The organism is Pirellulimonas nuda, from assembly GCF_007750855.1.
GTDB lineage: Bacteria > Planctomycetota > Planctomycetia > Pirellulales > Lacipirellulaceae > Pirellulimonas > Pirellulimonas nuda.
Map to the genome: position 1 here is coordinate 3,583,477 of NZ_CP036291.1, position 17,714 is coordinate 3,601,190.

Here is a 17,714-nt window from a genome sequence, read left to right on the forward strand (position 1 = left end):
GCATTAGAAGTTACCCACCAGAGGCTCCAAACCTGCCTCGGCCTCATCGCAGCCTGTTCGAATGTCCTCGAGACTGCTGTTGGTGGAGATCACTTCCCTCAGATCCGGCTCCGGCCAAGCTGTCTCGGAGATGGCCCAGTCGACGCGCGTGCAGCCCAGCACGAACTCGCAGCGGTGTCCTGCCGCGTCTTGCACCGCCCGCAGGTAGCCATCGACCTTGGCCGTGCTGCCTGTTGCGCCCACGCTCCGTTGGCCAGTCGGCACTCCGAGGGAGGTGAGCTGCACCTCCGCGAGTTGCGCCCGACGGGAACTCGCCGCGGATGGTCCAGCCGCCTTCAGTTCCACCGCCATTTTCTGTACCGCGGCTACTGCTATCAGCAACAGTAGACCAGCGGCCGGTTCGGGCACCGATGTCAATAATGCCGGGGCGGTTGCGCCGAAGTTGGCCACCCACACGTCGTAGTCGCCCTGAGAGAACGCTACCCCGAGACCGTCTCGCCAGACCGTATAGTCCGCTGCATTGACGACGCCGTCAGCGTTGTAGTCGCCGGCGAGACCGCCCGTCGCCTGCAACAGGAGGCTCGTGCCGGTCACGACGAGGTTGAACTGGCTCGCCGACGGCCCGACCAAGGCCAGGCCCTGATCGACGAGGCTTGTGGCGGTCAGCACCTCGAACTGTTGACCCGCCGCCGGGGTGAAGTCGCCGGCCAACGCGACGCTGAGCAGCCCGTCGATCGTGGCCGCGCCGCCGACGGCGACCGTGTCGAACTGGTCGGGGCCTTCGATTCCTAAGATCAGCGCCGATGTTGCCGACATTTCAAGATCGTCGCCGAAGATATTCGATCCGAGCAGCGTCGCGGCGCCCCCCGGCCCGTTCACCAAGTCACCGTTGACCGTGCTGTTGATCAGGTTGATGTCGCCGTTGTTGGTGACGCCCCCCGCGAAGCTCAGCACGGCGTTGATCGCGTTCAGCTCGCCATCGTTCACAAGGCCGCCGGAGGTGACGTCGATTGTCATGCCGCTGGTGACGTCGACCGTCTCGTCTGCGGCGATCGTAAGGTCGCCGCCGGTCACCTCGAGCACGCCGCTGGAGAGAATCAATTCGCCTGGGTTGACGATCTGGCCGGCCGACAGAGTACCGCCCGCCAGGACGAGTGGCGCCTCGACGGTGGCGGCGCCGTCGATCGTGAAAGATCGATTTGCGGAGAGCGGCGTCGCGACGTCGAGTTCGGCCAGCCGAACGGCGTTGAGTGTCTGGTCGCTGCGGAGACGGATCGATCCGCTGTTGAACTCAACGCCGCCCGTGCCGGTCACGGGAAGATCGGCCGCGTCAACCGCCCCGCCGTCGAGCACGAGAGCACCGCCGCTCGTGACGGTGATCGTCTCGTCGCTCACCAGCGCCATGTCCGCGTCGAGCGTTACGACGCCCGGCAGCGGCCGGTCGATCGCGGTCTGGGAGTTGGTGATCGTGATCGCCGACAGCAGGTGGATCGTGCCACCTGTCCACGTGACTGGGCTCAGGTACTGGGTGCTAACGGAGCGGTCGATGGCGTTCGCCTTGAGCAGGCCGCCGGTGATCAACAGCTCGGCGGAGTTCGCGAGCGGCCGAACGTTGCCGGGGGTGTCGAGCGTGCCGCCGGCGATGTGCAGCGTGGCGTTGCTGCTGTAGGTGACGCCACTAGTGCCGGCGACGCTACCGTTCGCAGCAATCCGAAGCGTGCCGCCATCGGCGACGACTTCTGTGGGCCCGGTGTAGTCGCTGTCTCCGGAAAGCACTTGGGTTCCGGCTAGACGCTTCACGAAGTTCCCAGCACCCGTGATCGCTCCGGCGAAGTCAAAGACCCCCGAAGACGGTTCCACCGCGAAGCCGGAGCCGGCGCCCGTGACGACGGTTCCCGTGCCGGTTGTGCCGCCGGTGGCGTCGCCGTTGACGTTGTTTGCCACGACGAGGGTCGCCCCTGCGGCGATGAAGGTCGGGGTTCTTGGCAGGCCCGAAGTCCCCGCGAGTTCTAGCGTCCCCCCGTCGATGCGGGTGGGGCCGGTGTAGTCGTGCTGGGTAGACTGGTCGAAGACGATCGTCCCCGCTCCCTGCTTGGTGTAGCCCCCGGTGCCGGTGAGGTCGGCGCTGAAGGTGCGCGAGCCGCTGTCGATCCGGTCGGTGAACGTCCCGCCGGCGATCCGCACCGTGGTTGCGTTGTTCGTGCTGACGATCTGCCCGCCCGCCGAGTTGTTGAGGCTGGTGAACTCCCAGGTCCCGCTGCCGCCGAGCTCGAGCGTGTCGTCGGCGCCCTGGAGGGTGACGTCGTCGAAGCTCTTGCTGCCGCCCTGCAGTTGCACCACGCCTGCTCCGCCGATTCCGATACTCAGCGGGCCGGTGAACGTGCTTGGCGAGTTGCTGGCGTTGGTGACGCGGATCGTCCCGGAGCGGAAGTTGATCACGCCACCTGGCGACTTGCTCAGGTTGCTTGCGGCTAGGTAGCCGCCGTCGAGCGTGAACTCGCCCGCGTTATTCACCTGGAACGCGCCGGCGTTGCTGGTCGTTGTGCCGATCGATCCGGACAGCTCCAGGCGCCCACTAGCGACGGTGATCGAGCCGTCCAAATCGGGGCTGGACCCTGAGACGACCCACTTGCCGGCGCCCTCTTTGACGACGCTGGTGACGGCTGCGCCGGCCCCGGGGCTGATCGTGCCGGCGAGGGTGTTGTCGAGCGTGCTGACGCCGCCGAGGCGGAGGAACTGTCCGTTGACCGGGTTGGTGACGGGGCCGGTGAGCACCAGCGCCCCGGTCCCGGACGCCTCAATCACGCCGCTGTCGTTGTTGTTGCCGGACAACCGGATCGCGCGGTCGCTCGTGTGTCCAGAACCGGTGTAGCGGAGTGCGGCGCGATCCGTTCCCCCGCCGTCGGTGAGCCCTAGGAGGATGGCGCTGTCGACCATCGGCGCTTGCCCGAGCGCGTTGGCCGGACCGCCCACGTTTGCGATCGAATCGAATTCGAGGATTGCCGCATTGACCCCCACTGAGCCGGTGAACGTGTTGGCGCCGGTGACGCGCACCACGCCGGTGTGGTTGGCCAAGTCCGAGTTGAATCCGGCGACCAGTTGGACGCGGCCGGCCCCGTCGGAGATGACGCCGCTCACCGCCACCGAGGGGACGATCGTGTCGTTACGCGAGGTGAGCATCAGCGTGGTGATGCCCGTCGCCTGCGCAGTGGACACGTCGCCGTTGACGGTGATCGATCCGCCGGTCGTTGCGACGTTGAACCGTTGGGTGCTGTCGGGATCGGGATGCAGCAGCACGTCGGCGTCCAGCACCAGGTCGCCGCCCCCGTTGTCTGTGAGTAGGGCGTTGCCCGCGCTGAGCCCGAGTTCCAAGAGTCCGTTGGTGAAGGTGTAGGCGCCGTCGACTCCGTTCGTCGCGAGCCGGTTGATCGTCCTCGTCGCACCGCCCAGGTCGATGGTCTGCGGCCCCGCGACCGAGGCGGCCGTGAGGATGATGTTGTCTGGCTCGGCGGGGAACTGGTTTAGCGACCAGTTAGTGTCGAGGTTCGGCGTCGTGACGATGGCGTCCCACAGGTCGCTGCCGGCGCCCAGGTCCCATTCGAAGTCGAGGGCCAGGGCCGGGACGGTTAGCAACCAGCCTGCGAGCGCGAAGACGACGGACGAGAGTCGGATCGGCTTGCGCATGATGGGTGCCTTGTAGTGATTCTCAATGGTACGAAGCGGACGTCGCGATCGACTGGGTCCGCATTCTGGAGGGCTGGGGACGCTGTAGCAACCCGATTCCGGTCAGAATGCCTGATTAGACACGCAGCCGCTCCTATCCGCGTCTCAAATGCTACGCACCGTGGGGCATGCCGCATTCTGAGAGCAAGAGAGCCTATCGAAGGACGTCTTCAGTCGCGGAATTGGGCCAGGGCGTCAGTCGCTGCACCAACCGACCTCGGTTGCATCGCCCGTTCGCAGATAGGGCTTCTGCGAACCCGCAGCGGTGTCCATGGCCGGACAAGACCTCGGCGAGCTAGCGTCAGGCGGAACTCGCCGAAACTGGTCCACCGAATGGCACTTAGTTCTTGCTAACTCCTTTGAGGATATCGAGTTTGGTTTCGGCGCGGGACTTCATCAGGAGGTCGTAGGGGGCCTTTCGCTTTTTCTTCCGTCGGGGCTCGAAGCGATCGGGTCGGTTGGCGACCCGGTGGGTCGCGACGGCGTCGAGCAACTCTTGGTAGAAGTGCAGCGTGAACGATTGGGTGGCCCGACCTGCGCGATCAAGGGTTGGAAGGCTTCGAGCGTTTGCAACGCCCCTTTGAAGCTGAGGGTCCGAGGCAGCACGCCGTGCTTCGCGGCGGCCTGCGCCATGACCGTCCGGATCAGGTTGTAGGCCAGCAAGTGGGTCCATGCCTCCTTACGGACCAGCTCGGGCGTCTTGCAACGCAGGACGTCCATCTGCATCGTGGTCTTGATCGTGCGCAGGTCGAGCTCTTGGTTCCAGCGAGCCCGGTACAGCTCGGCCAGGTCTTCCTTGGGATACTGCTTTGGGTCGAGCAGGGTCGTGACAACGATGATCACCTTGGTGCGGAAACCGGGTTGCTTGACACTTACACGCAGTTCGCGAACCGTCAGATACCTTGGCATCGCTAGTTGCGCCTTGCGACCAACCCCACGGATGTGGGGCTTGGGCCAACGCACCAAGTGGTCGTCCTTTCCGAGTCGCTGGCCCTTACGGAAGTCCGCTTTCCGCAAGGCCTTGTTGAGTCGAGTGACCATGGCCACGCCGCGTTGCTGCGTCTCGTAAAGACACCGCCAATTGCCGAGCAGGCAATCGCCAGGAGCACGTCGCCCTCGACGAGCACGTCCCACAGACGCCGAAGCAGCGTGACCTCTCCCGTTCCCTTGCCGGCGTAAGGGCAGAAGCCCAGGTTCAGAACGGCTCCCGAGCACAGCGACGAGATCACGCCCAGCCGGGCGATCGGGAAGCCGGCTCCTGGCTTCGATCGGCTCGTCTGCGGGTACTCGGCCTGGTTGGCCGCCGTGTCGGGCATCGTAACGGTCGATCCATCGAACATCCGAACCCGCCGCCCCTTCCAGAGCCATTCGGGCTTGATCTGGGCGTCGAGCGAACGCCCCGTCTCGCGGACCGCTTCGGAGAAGAACGCCTCGGGCAGCCGCTTGCGGGCTTGGCAGTAGCCGCCAGTTTCGGCCGAGCAACGGCTCTCGCCGTTAGCGATGCGATGAACGAGCAACCTCGCCACCGCGGCGCGGCACGAGTGGTCAGCACTGAGCACCTGGCCAAGGAAGACCCACAGCGTCACCATCGGCGTGTAAATCCGAACAATCCAACCGCCCTCGATCGTGCTCAGTGCGGCTGATAGCGTCTCTGCGCTAAGCACGTCGCCGAACGGCAGGCCGTCGCACGGCGATTGCGCCAAGCTAGGCAATATGCGACCCTCTAGGCAAGCCGGCGTTTGGAATGGCAGCAGGTGTTGCCTGGCGGCCGGCGGGACCTGGAGGGATGGGCATGGGCGCCAAGGCGAGCGTGCGGATTGCGGAGCATTTCGAGGGCCTCACCGACCCGCGTCGGCGTGAGGTGACCTACCCGCTGGTGAACATCGTGGCGATGGCGTTGTGCGCGGTGCTGAGCGGGGCGGACGACTTCGTGGCGATCGCCGACTGGTCGCGGGAGAAGAAGGATTGGCTGGCGAGATTCTTGGACATGAGCAGTGGGGTCCCCTCGCACGACCGCTTCAACGCGGTCTTCGCGGCGATCAAGCCGGCGGAGTTCGAGAAGTGCCTGCTGAGCTTCATCACGGCGTTGCACGAGGTGACCGAAGGGCAGGTGATCGCGATCGACGGCAAGACCTTACGGAGGAGCTTCGACGCGGCGAGCAGCAAGGCGCCGATCCACATGGTCAGCGCGTGGGCGTCGGCCAATCACATCGCGCTGGGGCAGGTGGTCACCGACGCGAAGAGCAACGAGATCACGGCCATTCCCAAGCTGCTGGATATCCTAGAAATCCAGGGGTGTTTGGTGACGATCGATGCGATGGGCTGCCAGCGGGAGATCGCCGAGCAGATCGTCGTGGGAGGGGGGGACTACGTGCTGGCGGTCAAGGGGAACCAGCCCAAGCTGCACACAGCGATCAAGGGCTTCTTCGCCGCCCACCTCGAAGACGATTGCAGCGGCATCGATTGCCGCCGCTCCGAGTCGCACGAGAAGGGGCACGGCCGGCAGGACGATCGCTACTACTACTTAGCGAAGCTTCCGGACGGGTTCGACGAGGGGAGCAAGTGGCGCGGGCTCAAGGCGATCGGCCTGGCGTGCCGCATCACGACCCACGCCGACGGAACGCAGACGCACGACACCCGCTACTACATCGCCAGCCGCTACCTCAGCGGCCAAAAGTTCGCCGACGCGGTCCGTGGCCACTGGGCGATCGAGAACGCGTTGCACTGGCAACTAGACGTCACCTTCGGCGAAGACCAATGCCGCATCCGCAAAGGCCACGCCGACGCCAACTTCAGCCTGCTGCGCAGGACAGCGCTGAGCCTGCTCAAGAACAACACCTCACGCAAGCTGGGCGTCAAGAACAAACGCCTCGCGGCCGCATGGAGCGACCAGTATCGGCTGGAAGTCCTGTGCGGGAGGTGAGTTATGGTGCGATCGCCCTGCAGGCCGTCGTCCTGCAAGAACTGACGACGCAGAAAGCTGATCTGGCTACGACAGCGTCCGTTGGTAACACTTCGCATCGGGGGCCTCCTTGCCGTGGATGGGTTGTCTGACAACTCCCCTCTAGGCGAGCGAGGCCCTTCTTCGTAGGTCAATTCATACCAACGACTTACGGCTAACTACGTGCCATTCGTTGGTCCACCCGACGCGACTTGGCGAGTTCGCCAACTTGCACAGGACGACGCCTCCTGTGCACGTTAGCGGTGGCCGCGGCTGCTATGACTGGACTTCAAACTGACGCGAGATGAGCTTCCAGTGTGTATAGCCGCAAGTCCCACTTAACGGGTTGCTCTCCATCACCATCGAGACCGAACCAGTCCCGACATCTGCGGTCCCGATTTCGGACTTCAAAGCTGTCAGCAATACCTTGTTTTGCTTGCCTGCGTTCGTCCTCTGTGGATGCCATCATGAAGTCGATATACGGAACCATGTGCTTCTCATAGCCCTTCGGCTTGCAGGGCGGAAGGTCCAATGACTCACCCCACAAGAATGCACTCACCGCCACGGCATACGGTTTCCAGATTCCCGAGTTGGGGAAGAACTTCGCGGCATGAGGGCTTAAAGCCGCTTTCGCAAGAAGCCTTATTGCGTCGTGGCCTGCTTCAACCAGGAGGCCAAAGTGCACAAGGTTGGGTGAGTTGAGAACTGCTACACTCGGCTTCCCCTCTCTCTCCAGTGCTGCAAGTGCCATATCATTTTCAGCGGCCATCTCGACGACTAACTCTCTGACGCCATCGGCCAACAGTTGTCGTTTCGCCTCGTCGCCGTCGCGAAGTTGATGCAGGGCACTGACAATCGCAGCCCTTACCTGGGACTCGTTCGTATGAGCTATTGGACGCATGGCGGGTGCAGCGGTTGAATGATCTAGGCTCGGATATTGTACCGAACTAGCAGACTGGCTGCCTACGAAGGCATCTTCGGCACCGATTAGTGCGTCGCCGGTAAGTACAAAGGAGTGACCCTCCTGGGCATCGAAGCGTCGCCCCCAAAGTCGCGTCGGTGGACATCACTTCGCTCGGGTCTGGCGAGGGTCCAGTTGCCCGAGATGGACCAGATTCGGCAACTCGGCGCCTCGAGCTATCTGCGGAGGTCTTGCCCGAGCTGGGACACCGCTGCGACCTGGCGGTGCCGGACAACCGCTGCGGATGAGGCATCCGCTGCAGAACTCCATCGACAGCGAACTGCACGAGTGAGCTGCACCGCTGCAAGTTGTTCCGGAGGGGAATCCGCCGGTGTTTGTCCATCCGCTAGCAATTGGAAAAGCTCGTAGCTTCGTGTCGGTCGATATGCCTGCACGGCTTGTCCCACAACCATTGCCCGGCGAGCCGAAGCCCTAGCGCCGTGGCGGTTTGCTCAACGGGCGCCTTTCGATTTGCCGTGCGCCGCAACGTCGGCGTTTTCGGGTGGTAGTCGCGCTGATTAGCAATCGCAGAGCTGCGTCCGGTAAGGGGACTTAGCGAGGGAGGGCGGCGTTATCGCACCTCGCTCCATCGGATGATCCGCACGCCGCTCGGCCGCCCCCCCTTGTAGAGGTCGTAGACCTGATCCGGGCAGAGGGCGCGGTGGTAGAGCCGCACGTCATCCACCATTCCGTCAAAGAACGCCGCGGCGTCTTCGATGACCCCCTCTCCGATCTTGAACGCTTCGGCGTTGGCGCCGTACCCAGCGACCCTCGATCCTCCAGAGGCGACCTCGCGACCGTCAACATACAGGGTGAGGGAGTCGCCGGTCCCTACGGCCGCGAGATGCTTCCACTCCCCCGGGAACAGCACGTTGCTCGCGGCAACCGAGCCCGCAGCGCGTGTCCGTAGCTCGACCCGGTAGGCCGTGTCGAGCACGCCAACCTCGATCAGGCCGGGCTGGCCGAAAAAAGGTTGGCCAGGCGCCATGTTCCGCGGCTTGATCCAGCCGGCCATGGTGAATTCGTCTGCCCCATTGAGCAGGCCCTGGCCCGAATCGATCGCGTCGTCCAGCCCGTCCAGCTGGACCGCGGCGCCCGTCTTGGGCGAGAACGCGCCGTCGCGCCCCAGCCGGGGCGTTCCGACGAACTCGGCGTCGGCGCCGCGACCGCTCGAGTCTACGGCGTCCGGCCCGCTCGTCTCGTCGAGTTTCCAGTGTGCAACCAGCCCGTACAGTTGGGCGATGCGGGCCGAAGAGAGCTTCGCGGGGTAGACCCGGAAATCGCGCATGGCCCCTTGCCACCTCTCCGAGCTCCCCGTGCGGGCGCCGAAGGAGAGCGTCCCGGAGGGCTGGGCGACCATCTTCGCGCTGTTCACTCCACTCGCCTCAAGCTCGCCGTCCACCCAAACCTCAAAGGAACTGTCGGAGGCGTCAAACACCGCCGCGACGTGGCGCCAGCGGCCCGCCGTTTCGAAGGCGCTGGTGGTGCGGAAAGGCTGGGCGTTGCTGGGGGGCGACGCGCCCAGGTCGAACACGATCGTGCCGTCGGTCTGCCGGCGAGCCTCCCAGTCGCCGTTGACGCCGAACAACCGGCCGATGGACCGCGGGACCGCGGCGCTCTTCATCCAGAACGCGACAGTCCCGGTAGAGGGTGGCGAGAAGGGGGCGGTTGTCGCCGCCTCGCCGCGCACCCCATCGAAGGCGACGGCGTTCCTCCCCAAGCAGTCGGTCGTCCACGCGGCGCTCCCCCACAGCTTCGCGTCGTTGCCCGCGGTTGAGCCGTCTGCCGCCGTCAACCCGATCCCCTCGTCGAACTTCCAATGGCCCGCCAGCGCTTCGGCGGGGCTCCCCGCCTGAAAGTGGGCGAGCACTTCCGCCTGCGTCAGCGCCCGGTTGTACAACGCGACCTCGTCGACGCGTCCGTCGAACTCGCGTGCGTTGCTGTTGGTGTTGCCGTCGTGGAAGCGGGTGTCGGCGGCCGCCCCGGCGATCACCGCCGGGTTGTGGTTCCACAGGCGTCCGACGCCGCTGCGTTGGCCGAAGCTGGCCCCGTTCAGGTATCCGATCAGGACGCCGCTTAGATCCGAGTCGTCCCCGCGCATCACCAGCACGACGTGGTAGACCGCGCCCGTCGTCACCCCCCCGTAGACGGGGATGAAGACCGGATTGGGGGCGCCCCAGGGCGCGGCGCCTCCGCCGCCGTCGTCGTTGGCTTGGTTCCAGCCGGCGACGTAGAGGTCGGTGCCGTCGAGGTAGATGCTCAGCCCGCGGATACTTCCCCCCTGCTCGTAGAGGACCTGCCGGCCTGAAAGGCTCTCTGCTTGGAACCAGAGCTCGATCGTCTTCTGTGTAAACGGGCCGGAGCGGTTGACGCCATTCACATTCCCGAGACCGATACGTCCTCCGCTAAAGCTGACCGACGCGCCTTCTTCTCCCGCGAGCGGTGGCGCTCCCTTGGCGTGCCCCCCCGAGTAGCTTGCGTTGGCGGCCGAGCCGAGCGACCCGCTGTTGATCGCGGTGCTCCCGCCGGATTCGTCCAGCTTCCAGTAGGCGATCGGGGCGCTGTCCAACACCACCTTCGAATAGGCGGCCTCTGCTTGGCGCTGGGTCGGGCAGGCCAGCACGCAGACGATCGCCAGCACGCCGCAGCGACCCTTCGATAGAATCGGCGCTTCGGCAAGACCCGCCTTGTCGGGATGTCGCCCGCCTTCGGGCCGGCCGCCGGTGACCTGCGTTTCGCGAGAGGACGATCGGCATGCGACGGCAACCCGCAGGCCATACGCCCGGCCGTTGCTCGATCTCCTGCCGCACCCCCTTCGAAATCCGAATCCCGCGGCTGCTGTTCTAGCTTCCAACACTTGCCCCTAGGACGCTCGCTTGAATGGGGATGGAAGGGGGCCAAGATGACCCCCGCTGACGGTAGATAGGTCACCTAGGCGACATGTCCAGCTGGGGCAGCAAATCGGCGGCAGGACGCAGGTTGCCTCGTGGTATTGGGAGGCGAGAAGTTGTAGCACATACGCGTGAGCCCAGTGCGATAAGGCGCCAAAACCCGGCCGTGTCCGGGGGCCGCGGCCGGCCCCTTGGGCAGTCCAACGACGCATCGCGTCTAGCGGCTGTTGGGGGGGCCTGGCGGCGCCCACTCTGGGAGGGCCTGTGTTGTCCTCCGCCGCCATCGGTGGGCAACCAAAAGGCGAGCTAGGCCCCAGGGCCGAGCTGCAGAGGTCCGATCTCAGCGAGGACACCGCTGCGGCTTGGGGCCAACCCTGACCGCCCAGGGTGAGGTGCCCTCGAGCTCGGGCGGCCGGTCGGAGAGCCGACGGAGGAGAGCTGCACCGACGCGGGTTGCGCCGGATCGTAGACGGGGTCGGATGCGGCATCCGCCCAGCGAGGGTGAGTCCCGCACACCCGCAAGCACCCCAGACTACTTTGGTAGCCTAGCGTTCTGCTACTATGCTCAGGGTCTACTATGCGGTACCCCACGACAACGCACGATAAACGGCCCTCACTCCGATGACATTACCTGCCACCGTGACGAAACTGAAAAGATCGCTTTCCGAGAACGCACTTGAAATTCGAGCGATCTTGGTCGTGGCTTGCCTCACTCTTGCGTGCGGCGTGGCGCGAAGTGCATCGCTACCTTTGCCGCATTTTATCGTAAGTGACTACCACGGAGACCAGATACGACGATATGACGCCGTCACTGGGAACTACATAGACACGCTAGCCGAGATTCCGAACGCTGCCGAAATGGTGGTCGGCCCTGACGGCTTTCTCTATGTGAGCGATTTTCAAGGACGAAGGATTCACAGAGTAAATATGGATACAGGTGCATCAACGGTCTTCATCGAGGGAGGAACTCTCGCGAATCCTAGAGGCATCATCTTCGGTCCGAATGGGAACCTATTCGCCCGAGGATCCGATCAGATTAATGAGTACGATAGCGGTACCGGCGCTTTCCTTGGAGCATTCACTTCAGGCCCGGCAATGGAGGCGCCGATTGCCTTTCGCTTTGGACCCGACGGGACCCTATACGTCGTTCGAGGCTACTCTCCAGGCGACCACACGGTAGTGAAGTTTGATTCTACTGGTCAATACGTCGCGGAGTTCGGCGCCGCTTACATCCACAAGCCTCAGAATATTGTGCTTGGGCCAGATGGCGATCTATATGTTGCCAACCAGCAGTCGCCCACAGATCTGGACATTGTGCAATTCGATGGACGGACGGGCGCGTTCATTAGGACCGTCGTTAGCGATCCTCTAATGAGCAATCCACTTGGGCTCTACTTTCGCAATGATGGAAGCCTGCTCGTGGCCAGCGGTGATCAAAGGATTCGAACGTACGACGTTCAGACAGGTGCTTATACCGGTGATTTCGTCAATGATCCACAACTGGTGTTTGCGTCAAGCCTTTTACTAGTCCCAGAACCGAGCGGCGTCGCGATTCTTCTCATTGGATTGGGTGTGGTGTTCAGACGCCGCCGTTAGATTTGGGCGCCATTGTTGGGTCCATCCGGGTTTCTAGTGGGTAGGAGACCTCAGCTCGGGCTCGAAGAAAGGGGCCGCCCCTCCCTCCTTCCCCGTCGCACCGGCCATGGGGAGCGGGGCGAGGCCGATGCGACGGTGAAGGAGGAAGGGGCTCGGGAGACGTTGCGCATAGGGTTTTTCGCATCAGAGCGGTCGCTAGCCCCTTCGTCGTCGCTCTCGCATCGGCCGTCACCCCTACTGCGGTCGATGCGAGAGCGGCGGCGGAGGGGCGCCCCCCTTTGTTGGAGCAGGAGCGGAGGTCGGACCGCTACTACCCACAAGAAACCCGGATGGACCCATTGTTGGCCTGCATCGGATTCATCGACCGCGGGCCCGAACGACATTCTGCCGGGCGCCTTTGTCGCCCCCCCAAAGCGGGGCAGGCTTCGTGCCTTCGGCGTTTCCCGCCGACGTTGGACAGCGCGGGCTGGGACCATCCTGGCCGCTACAGAAGAAGACTTGTCGTATCTGTAGAATCTCTGGCGAAGGCCGTATGTCATTCTTCACGAGACCGCCGAGGATTCCTCCCCAGAAGGCGATCGGTATCGGGGTGGTTTGCATATCCCTTGGGACACTACTGGGCTCGAATCCAGTTTCGGGGGCGCTGATCGGCGGAGGAATCGGAGCCGTCGTGATGGGGTTCTGGGACTTTCTGCGTCTCAGCTGTATGGCCTGGTTCCGCACGTCACGCTCTGCTAAGCCGTGGAAAGAAGCGGGAAGCTGTAATCACGCAGAGACCACATCTGAAGGCTTGTATCGTCGGCGACCAGTCGGACCGTTGAGATTCGTATGGGAGACCGATTGGCAAGTGACGCCGCTCGGTAATTCCAACGTTTACAGCCTGGTCAGCTGCCGGTAGAAACTGCTTCGGCATCTTCGTTCGTCGCAGTTTTGGATGGCCCCAGAAACTGCGGCCGGTTGGACATCACCTCCTTCAGATTCGGCTCGGACCAAGCTGCCGGAAACGGGCCAGTCGACGCGCGTGCGGGCCAGCATCAACTCGCAGCGGTGTGCCGACCCGGCACACACCGCCCGCAGGTCGGAATCGACCTTGATCGTGCTGGCTGTTGCGGCCTCGGTCGGTTGGCCAGTGGGCACTCCGAGGGAGGTGAGCTGCACCTCCGCGGGGTTGGCGACCTCCCGAAAGTGCAGAGTAGTTTCAGGACCGACACAGTTTGGCGGGAGCGCTTCGCCACCAAGAGCGACGCCCCCTACCGCGGAGGCTTCTTTCTGATGAACCTAGTGGCTACCCGGAGTGTCATGCGGTTCCTCGACAACTCAAATCAGGAAGAACGCGATGATCGTTAGGAAATTCGAAAGCCGGGATTTGGAAGCTGTTCTTTCTTCATGGGAGCAGGCAGCGCGACTGGCCCACCCATTTTTAGCCGAGGAGTTTCTGGCTCAAGAACGCAAGAATCTTCCAGAGTTGTATTTGCCTAACGCGGAAACATGGGTGGCCGAGATTGACGGAGCCGCTGTGGGTTTTGTGGCCCTTATTGGCAACGAGATCGGCGGATTATTCTTGCTTCCTTCTCACCACGGGAAAGGGATTGGCCGAGCACTCGTTGACAAAGCCAGGGAAGTGCGTGGCACGCTTGAAGTCGAGGTGTTCTCAAGGAACTCAATAGGCCGACGCTTCTACGCAAATTGCGGCTTCGAAGAGATCGGCGAGAGCATCCACGAGCCGACGAGGCAGAAGGTGCTCCGCCTACGATGTTCTGCCAGCGATTAGGTACGGCCTGTCTTGGTCACGTCGTTCAACGCCGACTTCCGAGCAATTCTTCGTGCATTAGAAGTTACCCACCAGAGGCTCCAAACCTGCCTCGGCCTCATCGCTCGCAGCCTGTTCGAATGTCCTCGAGACTGCTGTTGGTGGACATCACTTCCCTCAGATCCGGCTCCGGCCAAGCTGTCTCGGAGATGGCCCAGTCGACGCGCGTGCAGCCCAGCACGATCTCGCAGCGGTGTCCTGCCGCGTCTTGCACCGCCCGCAGGTAGCCATCGACCTTGGCCGTGCTGCCTGTTGCGCCCTCGCTCAGTTGGCCAGTCGGCACTCCGAGGGAGGTGAGCTGCACCTCCGCGAGTTTGAGGATGGACCGAGACCGCGAGGTTGGTCCAACCGAACGCAGTTTAATCTGGAGCTAAATCGCATCGGTCACTCACCAAATCTGAGTTACCGCGTACCGGGATCATCGGGCCTTTGGCTTTTGACGCCGTCGAGGTGGCTTGAACTGATCGATATCGCGTTCACCAGAGAGCAGGAAGTCAAGAAACGGTTTATCCTGGAAGCGACACGTTTGCGAGATCGACAACAAGCGAAGATAATCGTCCGCACCGGATTGTCCGAAAAAACATCCAGAAATCTTCTGCTGCACCGAGAGGTGACGTAGGGAACGTTCCGCCATGTTGTTGTTCCACGGGATTCCATCCTCAATGAGAAAGCGGAAAAGTGATTCTCGATACCGTCGAAATCGTTTCTTGTACTTCTCGCCCAATTCCGAACCGCTGTCCTGGCCCTCGATCACATCTCGATAAAACTGGTCAACAGCCTTCATGTGCTTCTTCAGGTACCTTGACTTTAAACCATGCTTGCCAACATCCTCAAAGATAGGGACGAACATGTCGCGTATCTTGCTGAGGAACAACTCGTAGTCTTGGTTGAACGGATTCTTCCAAAGATCCTCATTCAAATCGCGAATCAAATGCACAAGGCAACGCTGCTGCTTGCAGGTAAGACAGTCATACCCACCATAGAAGTCGGAGACCACAACACCTTCATATTGCTTGAGCAGCCCTTCAACAACAGATATCTGCCGGCTCTCACTAAACCTGAGAAGAACGTGTTGTCCGTCTGTTACTACCCAAGCGTAGCAGTCGACTCCGCGAACATTGATTTTTGTTTCATCCACATGCAAATGACGACTTGCAAGAAGTTGCGATTCGAGAAGTTCCTCGGTTGCGGCGTACTCGTCTGCGATGTCGCCAACAAACCCGGAAACACTGCTGGCAGCCACATGCTCTGAAATCAAGGTGTCCAGCAAATCCGAAATCACCCGTATCGGCAAACGAAGAACGATGCGGAAATGCACGGCCCAGCATTTGATCGATCGACCGAAAATGTGGGCACGAAGTCGCTTGATCGCAGGCGGTGGATAGTAGTAGGTACATTCGGGGCAAAACGCCTGGTGCCCCACGTACTTGACAACGAATCGCTTGCATCCATTCTTAGTTCGGCCTAGCTCGATAAGCGAATGTTCAGAAGTCTTTCTCGACCGTTTCAAGCCCGCCCGTTTGCAGCTCAGGCATGTGCGCTTTCGAGGAACGTGGATGATTTTGTTGGCGCGTCCGGACGGTTTTCTACGGGATGTGGCCCGCCGTTTCTTTTTGGGCGTATCTTGCTTGCTTTGAATCTTCGCCGTCTCGGGCCGGATTGTGATTCGTTGGTCTTGGTACTTGAGATGAGCTGACTTCAAGATCCGATCAAACGTTTCGTGAATCTCCAGACCAGATTTCGTTGAGTTGCGTTTCGATGTTGTGGGAACATCAACATCGGGGCGTTCGTGGGCCGCCATCGACAGGCAGCGAAGTTCATCAGCAACAATCCGCACTGCATCACAGTCCTCTCGGTTATAGGTCAACAGCCGCTGCTTGTATTCGTCATTCCCGGTGTCTTCCCAGAGAAATCGCCAGGCCAGGCTTTGGATGCCCGTTGAATTGGCTGCCGACCAAGACACGCCGAGGAATTTGCCGAGATCTTTGAGTCGGTTTGAGTAGGTCGGAAAGTAAATTTTCCCAAAAATCATAGAGTTCACGTTAGTTAGCCTTCCAATCAAGGCGTCGCATTTGAGGCCGTGCCCTTCTTGGACTCTTTGAAACGCACGTTTCTCGTAACTGCCGTAGTGATAGAGACGCGCGTCTTGCGGAAGCGACTGGATGGTATCGATGCACTCTTGGAAAATGCGTGGTTCATCTGCTCTTGTGTCCGCCCAGAACGATCTCGTCGTCACCTCGTTGCCCTTCCTGATTAGGAGTCCAATCAAGTAGTCAAAACCTTGCTCTGGAATTCCCTCGATGTCCAGGTAGATTTCGACAGGTTGCTCGTGCAGTTTCGGTGCGTCATGCAGGTAGATCTTCTTCGTTCGAAGTGCTAGTGCTTGTAGCTCGATGTTGAATGAGGGTTGTGCAGCTGGCGATCGCTTCCTTGCACGCCGTGGCCGAAATAGGTATGAGAGCTGATTGACAGTAAGTACGCCGCGGCGGGCATACTTTTTCAACAACTTCGGCGTCATGCGATCCAAAAGGGTGAGATTATCGGTCTCGACTGCCTCTAGCCTGCAACGATCGCGAAACACACATGTTGAACATGCTTCACAGAGAATCAATGGAGGCTCAGTCGCGTCGGCGCGAGATAGCTCTCGGAGGTCATCGACGATGGAGCGTACCTGTGGAAAAAGCGACGCGACCTTCACCCTCTTAGGCTTACCGCCAAGAGAAGCCAAGACACCGTGCTCAGGGAGAATCGTCTCTGATTGTCCGATCACGTATGCTGCAAAGGCTAGTGCAAACCTGTGTTTCTTTGTGAAGCTCTGGGCACCTACCACAAGATGTGGCTCGCTGCTTTCGCGTCTTCTTGTGCTGTACTTTCGCGTGATCGCGTCACATGCGGCCACGAGATCCCCGGCTAAAACGCGTGGCGATGATTCGGCACCGGCAACACCGGCGATTCGTTGGGTGATATCACCTTCGATGCTGGCAAGATATGTCTTGCGAATTGCGTCTGCACGCCTTTCCAAAACCAGATCAAGGTCATGAGCCGTACCTTGCGGTTCACCGTGAAGCAGGTAGTAGGCTTTTCGCTTACATTCGACGTAGGAAACAACGATCTTAGTGCAGATGGGCTGGTTCATACTGTGACTCGGTGATCTAGAGGGAAGAAGCTTTGCCTTTGGTATGATGACGGTCCTATTCCCTGTCAATTTGTTGTTTTGTGGGCTCACTTCCGACGCGTAGGGTACACCGACGCAAGTTTGGACCTGTCGCTCGTGATGGCGGTTGCAACATCTTCGGCGGCTTGGAGGCTCAGCTAAGTCGCTGAGGTGGACATCACCCGCTTCGGATCCGTCGCCGGCCAGCTTGGCGGAGTTGGACCAGCTTCCGCGGCTCGGCACCCGGAGCGATCTGCGGAGGTCTTGGCCGAGCCGGGACACCGCTGCGAGTTGGCGGAGCCGGCCAGCCGCTGCGGATTGGGCACACTCGGCCAGTTGGGCATTCTGGCTCGCGAGGGAAGTGAGCTGCACCTCTGCAGGTTGCGCCGGAGCGTAGTCGGAATCGACTGATCCAACCGACGGCAACCTGATGTTGAAGATGAAACAGACTGCGGTCGGTGTTTCACGCCGAGGGCGGTTGGCCAAGGTCCGCTGATCGAATCGGCCCGTTGACCGATGGCGGCTACAATTAGCACCTATCGGCCAAGGCCATACTTCAACGGGGATTGCCGACCTGTCGTTCTAGCACCCATGCTCTCGGACGTGAAAAAAGCCTAGCGGTTCACCATCCGGAGACT

Annotated in this window: 10 protein-coding genes; 3 read left to right on the forward strand and 7 right to left on the reverse strand. The window is 61.6% G+C overall.

The genetic code is table 11. The annotated features are described in order from the left end of the window. Nucleotides 1–3: 3 nt before the first annotated feature. The 3 genes from Pla175_RS14015 to Pla175_RS26045 form a co-directional block, all read right to left on the reverse strand. Nucleotides 4–3,684, reverse strand: coding sequence for a beta strand repeat-containing protein (locus Pla175_RS14015; protein WP_145286012.1), 3,681 nt, complete (start codon nt 3,682–3,684; stop codon nt 4–6). Between the two features lie 435 nt (nt 3,685–4,119). Continuing rightward, nucleotides 4,120–4,740 (reverse strand): transposase, encoded by a 621-nt coding sequence (locus Pla175_RS26040; protein ID WP_391527839.1) that lies wholly within the window; start codon nt 4,738–4,740, stop codon nt 4,120–4,122. Continuing rightward, a complete protein-coding gene (locus Pla175_RS26045) occupies nt 4,635–5,426 on the reverse strand; it encodes a hypothetical protein (RefSeq protein WP_197526822.1) in 792 nt (263 codons plus the stop codon). Before Pla175_RS26045 ends, Pla175_RS26040 begins: the two co-directional genes overlap by 106 nt. 89 nt (nt 5,427–5,515) lie before the next feature. Here Pla175_RS26045 and Pla175_RS14025 point away from each other — a divergent pair, with 89 nt between their 5' ends. Beyond that, nucleotides 5,516–6,646: an ISAs1 family transposase gene (locus Pla175_RS14025; protein WP_145284379.1), complete on the forward strand. Its 1,131-nt coding sequence runs from the start codon at nt 5,516–5,518 to the stop codon at nt 6,644–6,646. Between the two features lie 307 nt (nt 6,647–6,953). On the opposite strand, the gene Pla175_RS14030 is transcribed toward Pla175_RS14025, so the two are convergent. Next, nucleotides 6,954–7,565, reverse strand: a complete 612-nt coding sequence (locus tag Pla175_RS14030) for a hypothetical protein (protein ID WP_145286020.1) — start codon at nt 7,563–7,565, stop codon at nt 6,954–6,956. A gap of 631 nt (nt 7,566–8,196) precedes the next feature. After that, complete coding sequence (locus Pla175_RS14035; protein WP_197526823.1) at nt 8,197–10,266, reverse strand: LamG domain-containing protein; 2,070 nt, start codon at nt 10,264–10,266, stop codon at nt 8,197–8,199. An 871-nt stretch (nt 10,267–11,137) separates the two neighbouring features. Here Pla175_RS14035 and Pla175_RS14040 point away from each other — a divergent pair. Next, entirely contained in the window at nt 11,138–12,112 is a 975-nt protein-coding gene (locus Pla175_RS14040; RefSeq protein WP_145286026.1) for a PEP-CTERM sorting domain-containing protein, read from the forward strand. A 1,336-nt stretch (nt 12,113–13,448) separates the two neighbouring features. Continuing rightward, nucleotides 13,449–13,883 (forward strand): GNAT family N-acetyltransferase, encoded by a 435-nt coding sequence (locus Pla175_RS14045; protein ID WP_145286030.1) that lies wholly within the window; start codon nt 13,449–13,451, stop codon nt 13,881–13,883. A gap of 97 nt (nt 13,884–13,980) precedes the next feature. Here the strand turns inward: Pla175_RS14045 and Pla175_RS14050 are convergent, their stop codons facing one another. Both Pla175_RS14050 and tnpC read right to left on the reverse strand, forming a co-directional pair. Beyond that, a complete protein-coding gene (locus Pla175_RS14050) occupies nt 13,981–14,226 on the reverse strand; it encodes a hypothetical protein (protein WP_145286033.1) in 246 nt (81 codons plus the stop codon). A gap of 114 nt (nt 14,227–14,340) precedes the next feature. Continuing rightward, nucleotides 14,341–17,058, reverse strand: a complete 2,718-nt coding sequence (gene tnpC, locus Pla175_RS14055; RefSeq protein ID WP_145286037.1) for an IS66 family transposase — start codon at nt 17,056–17,058, stop codon at nt 14,341–14,343. Nucleotides 17,059–17,714 lie beyond the last annotated feature (656 nt).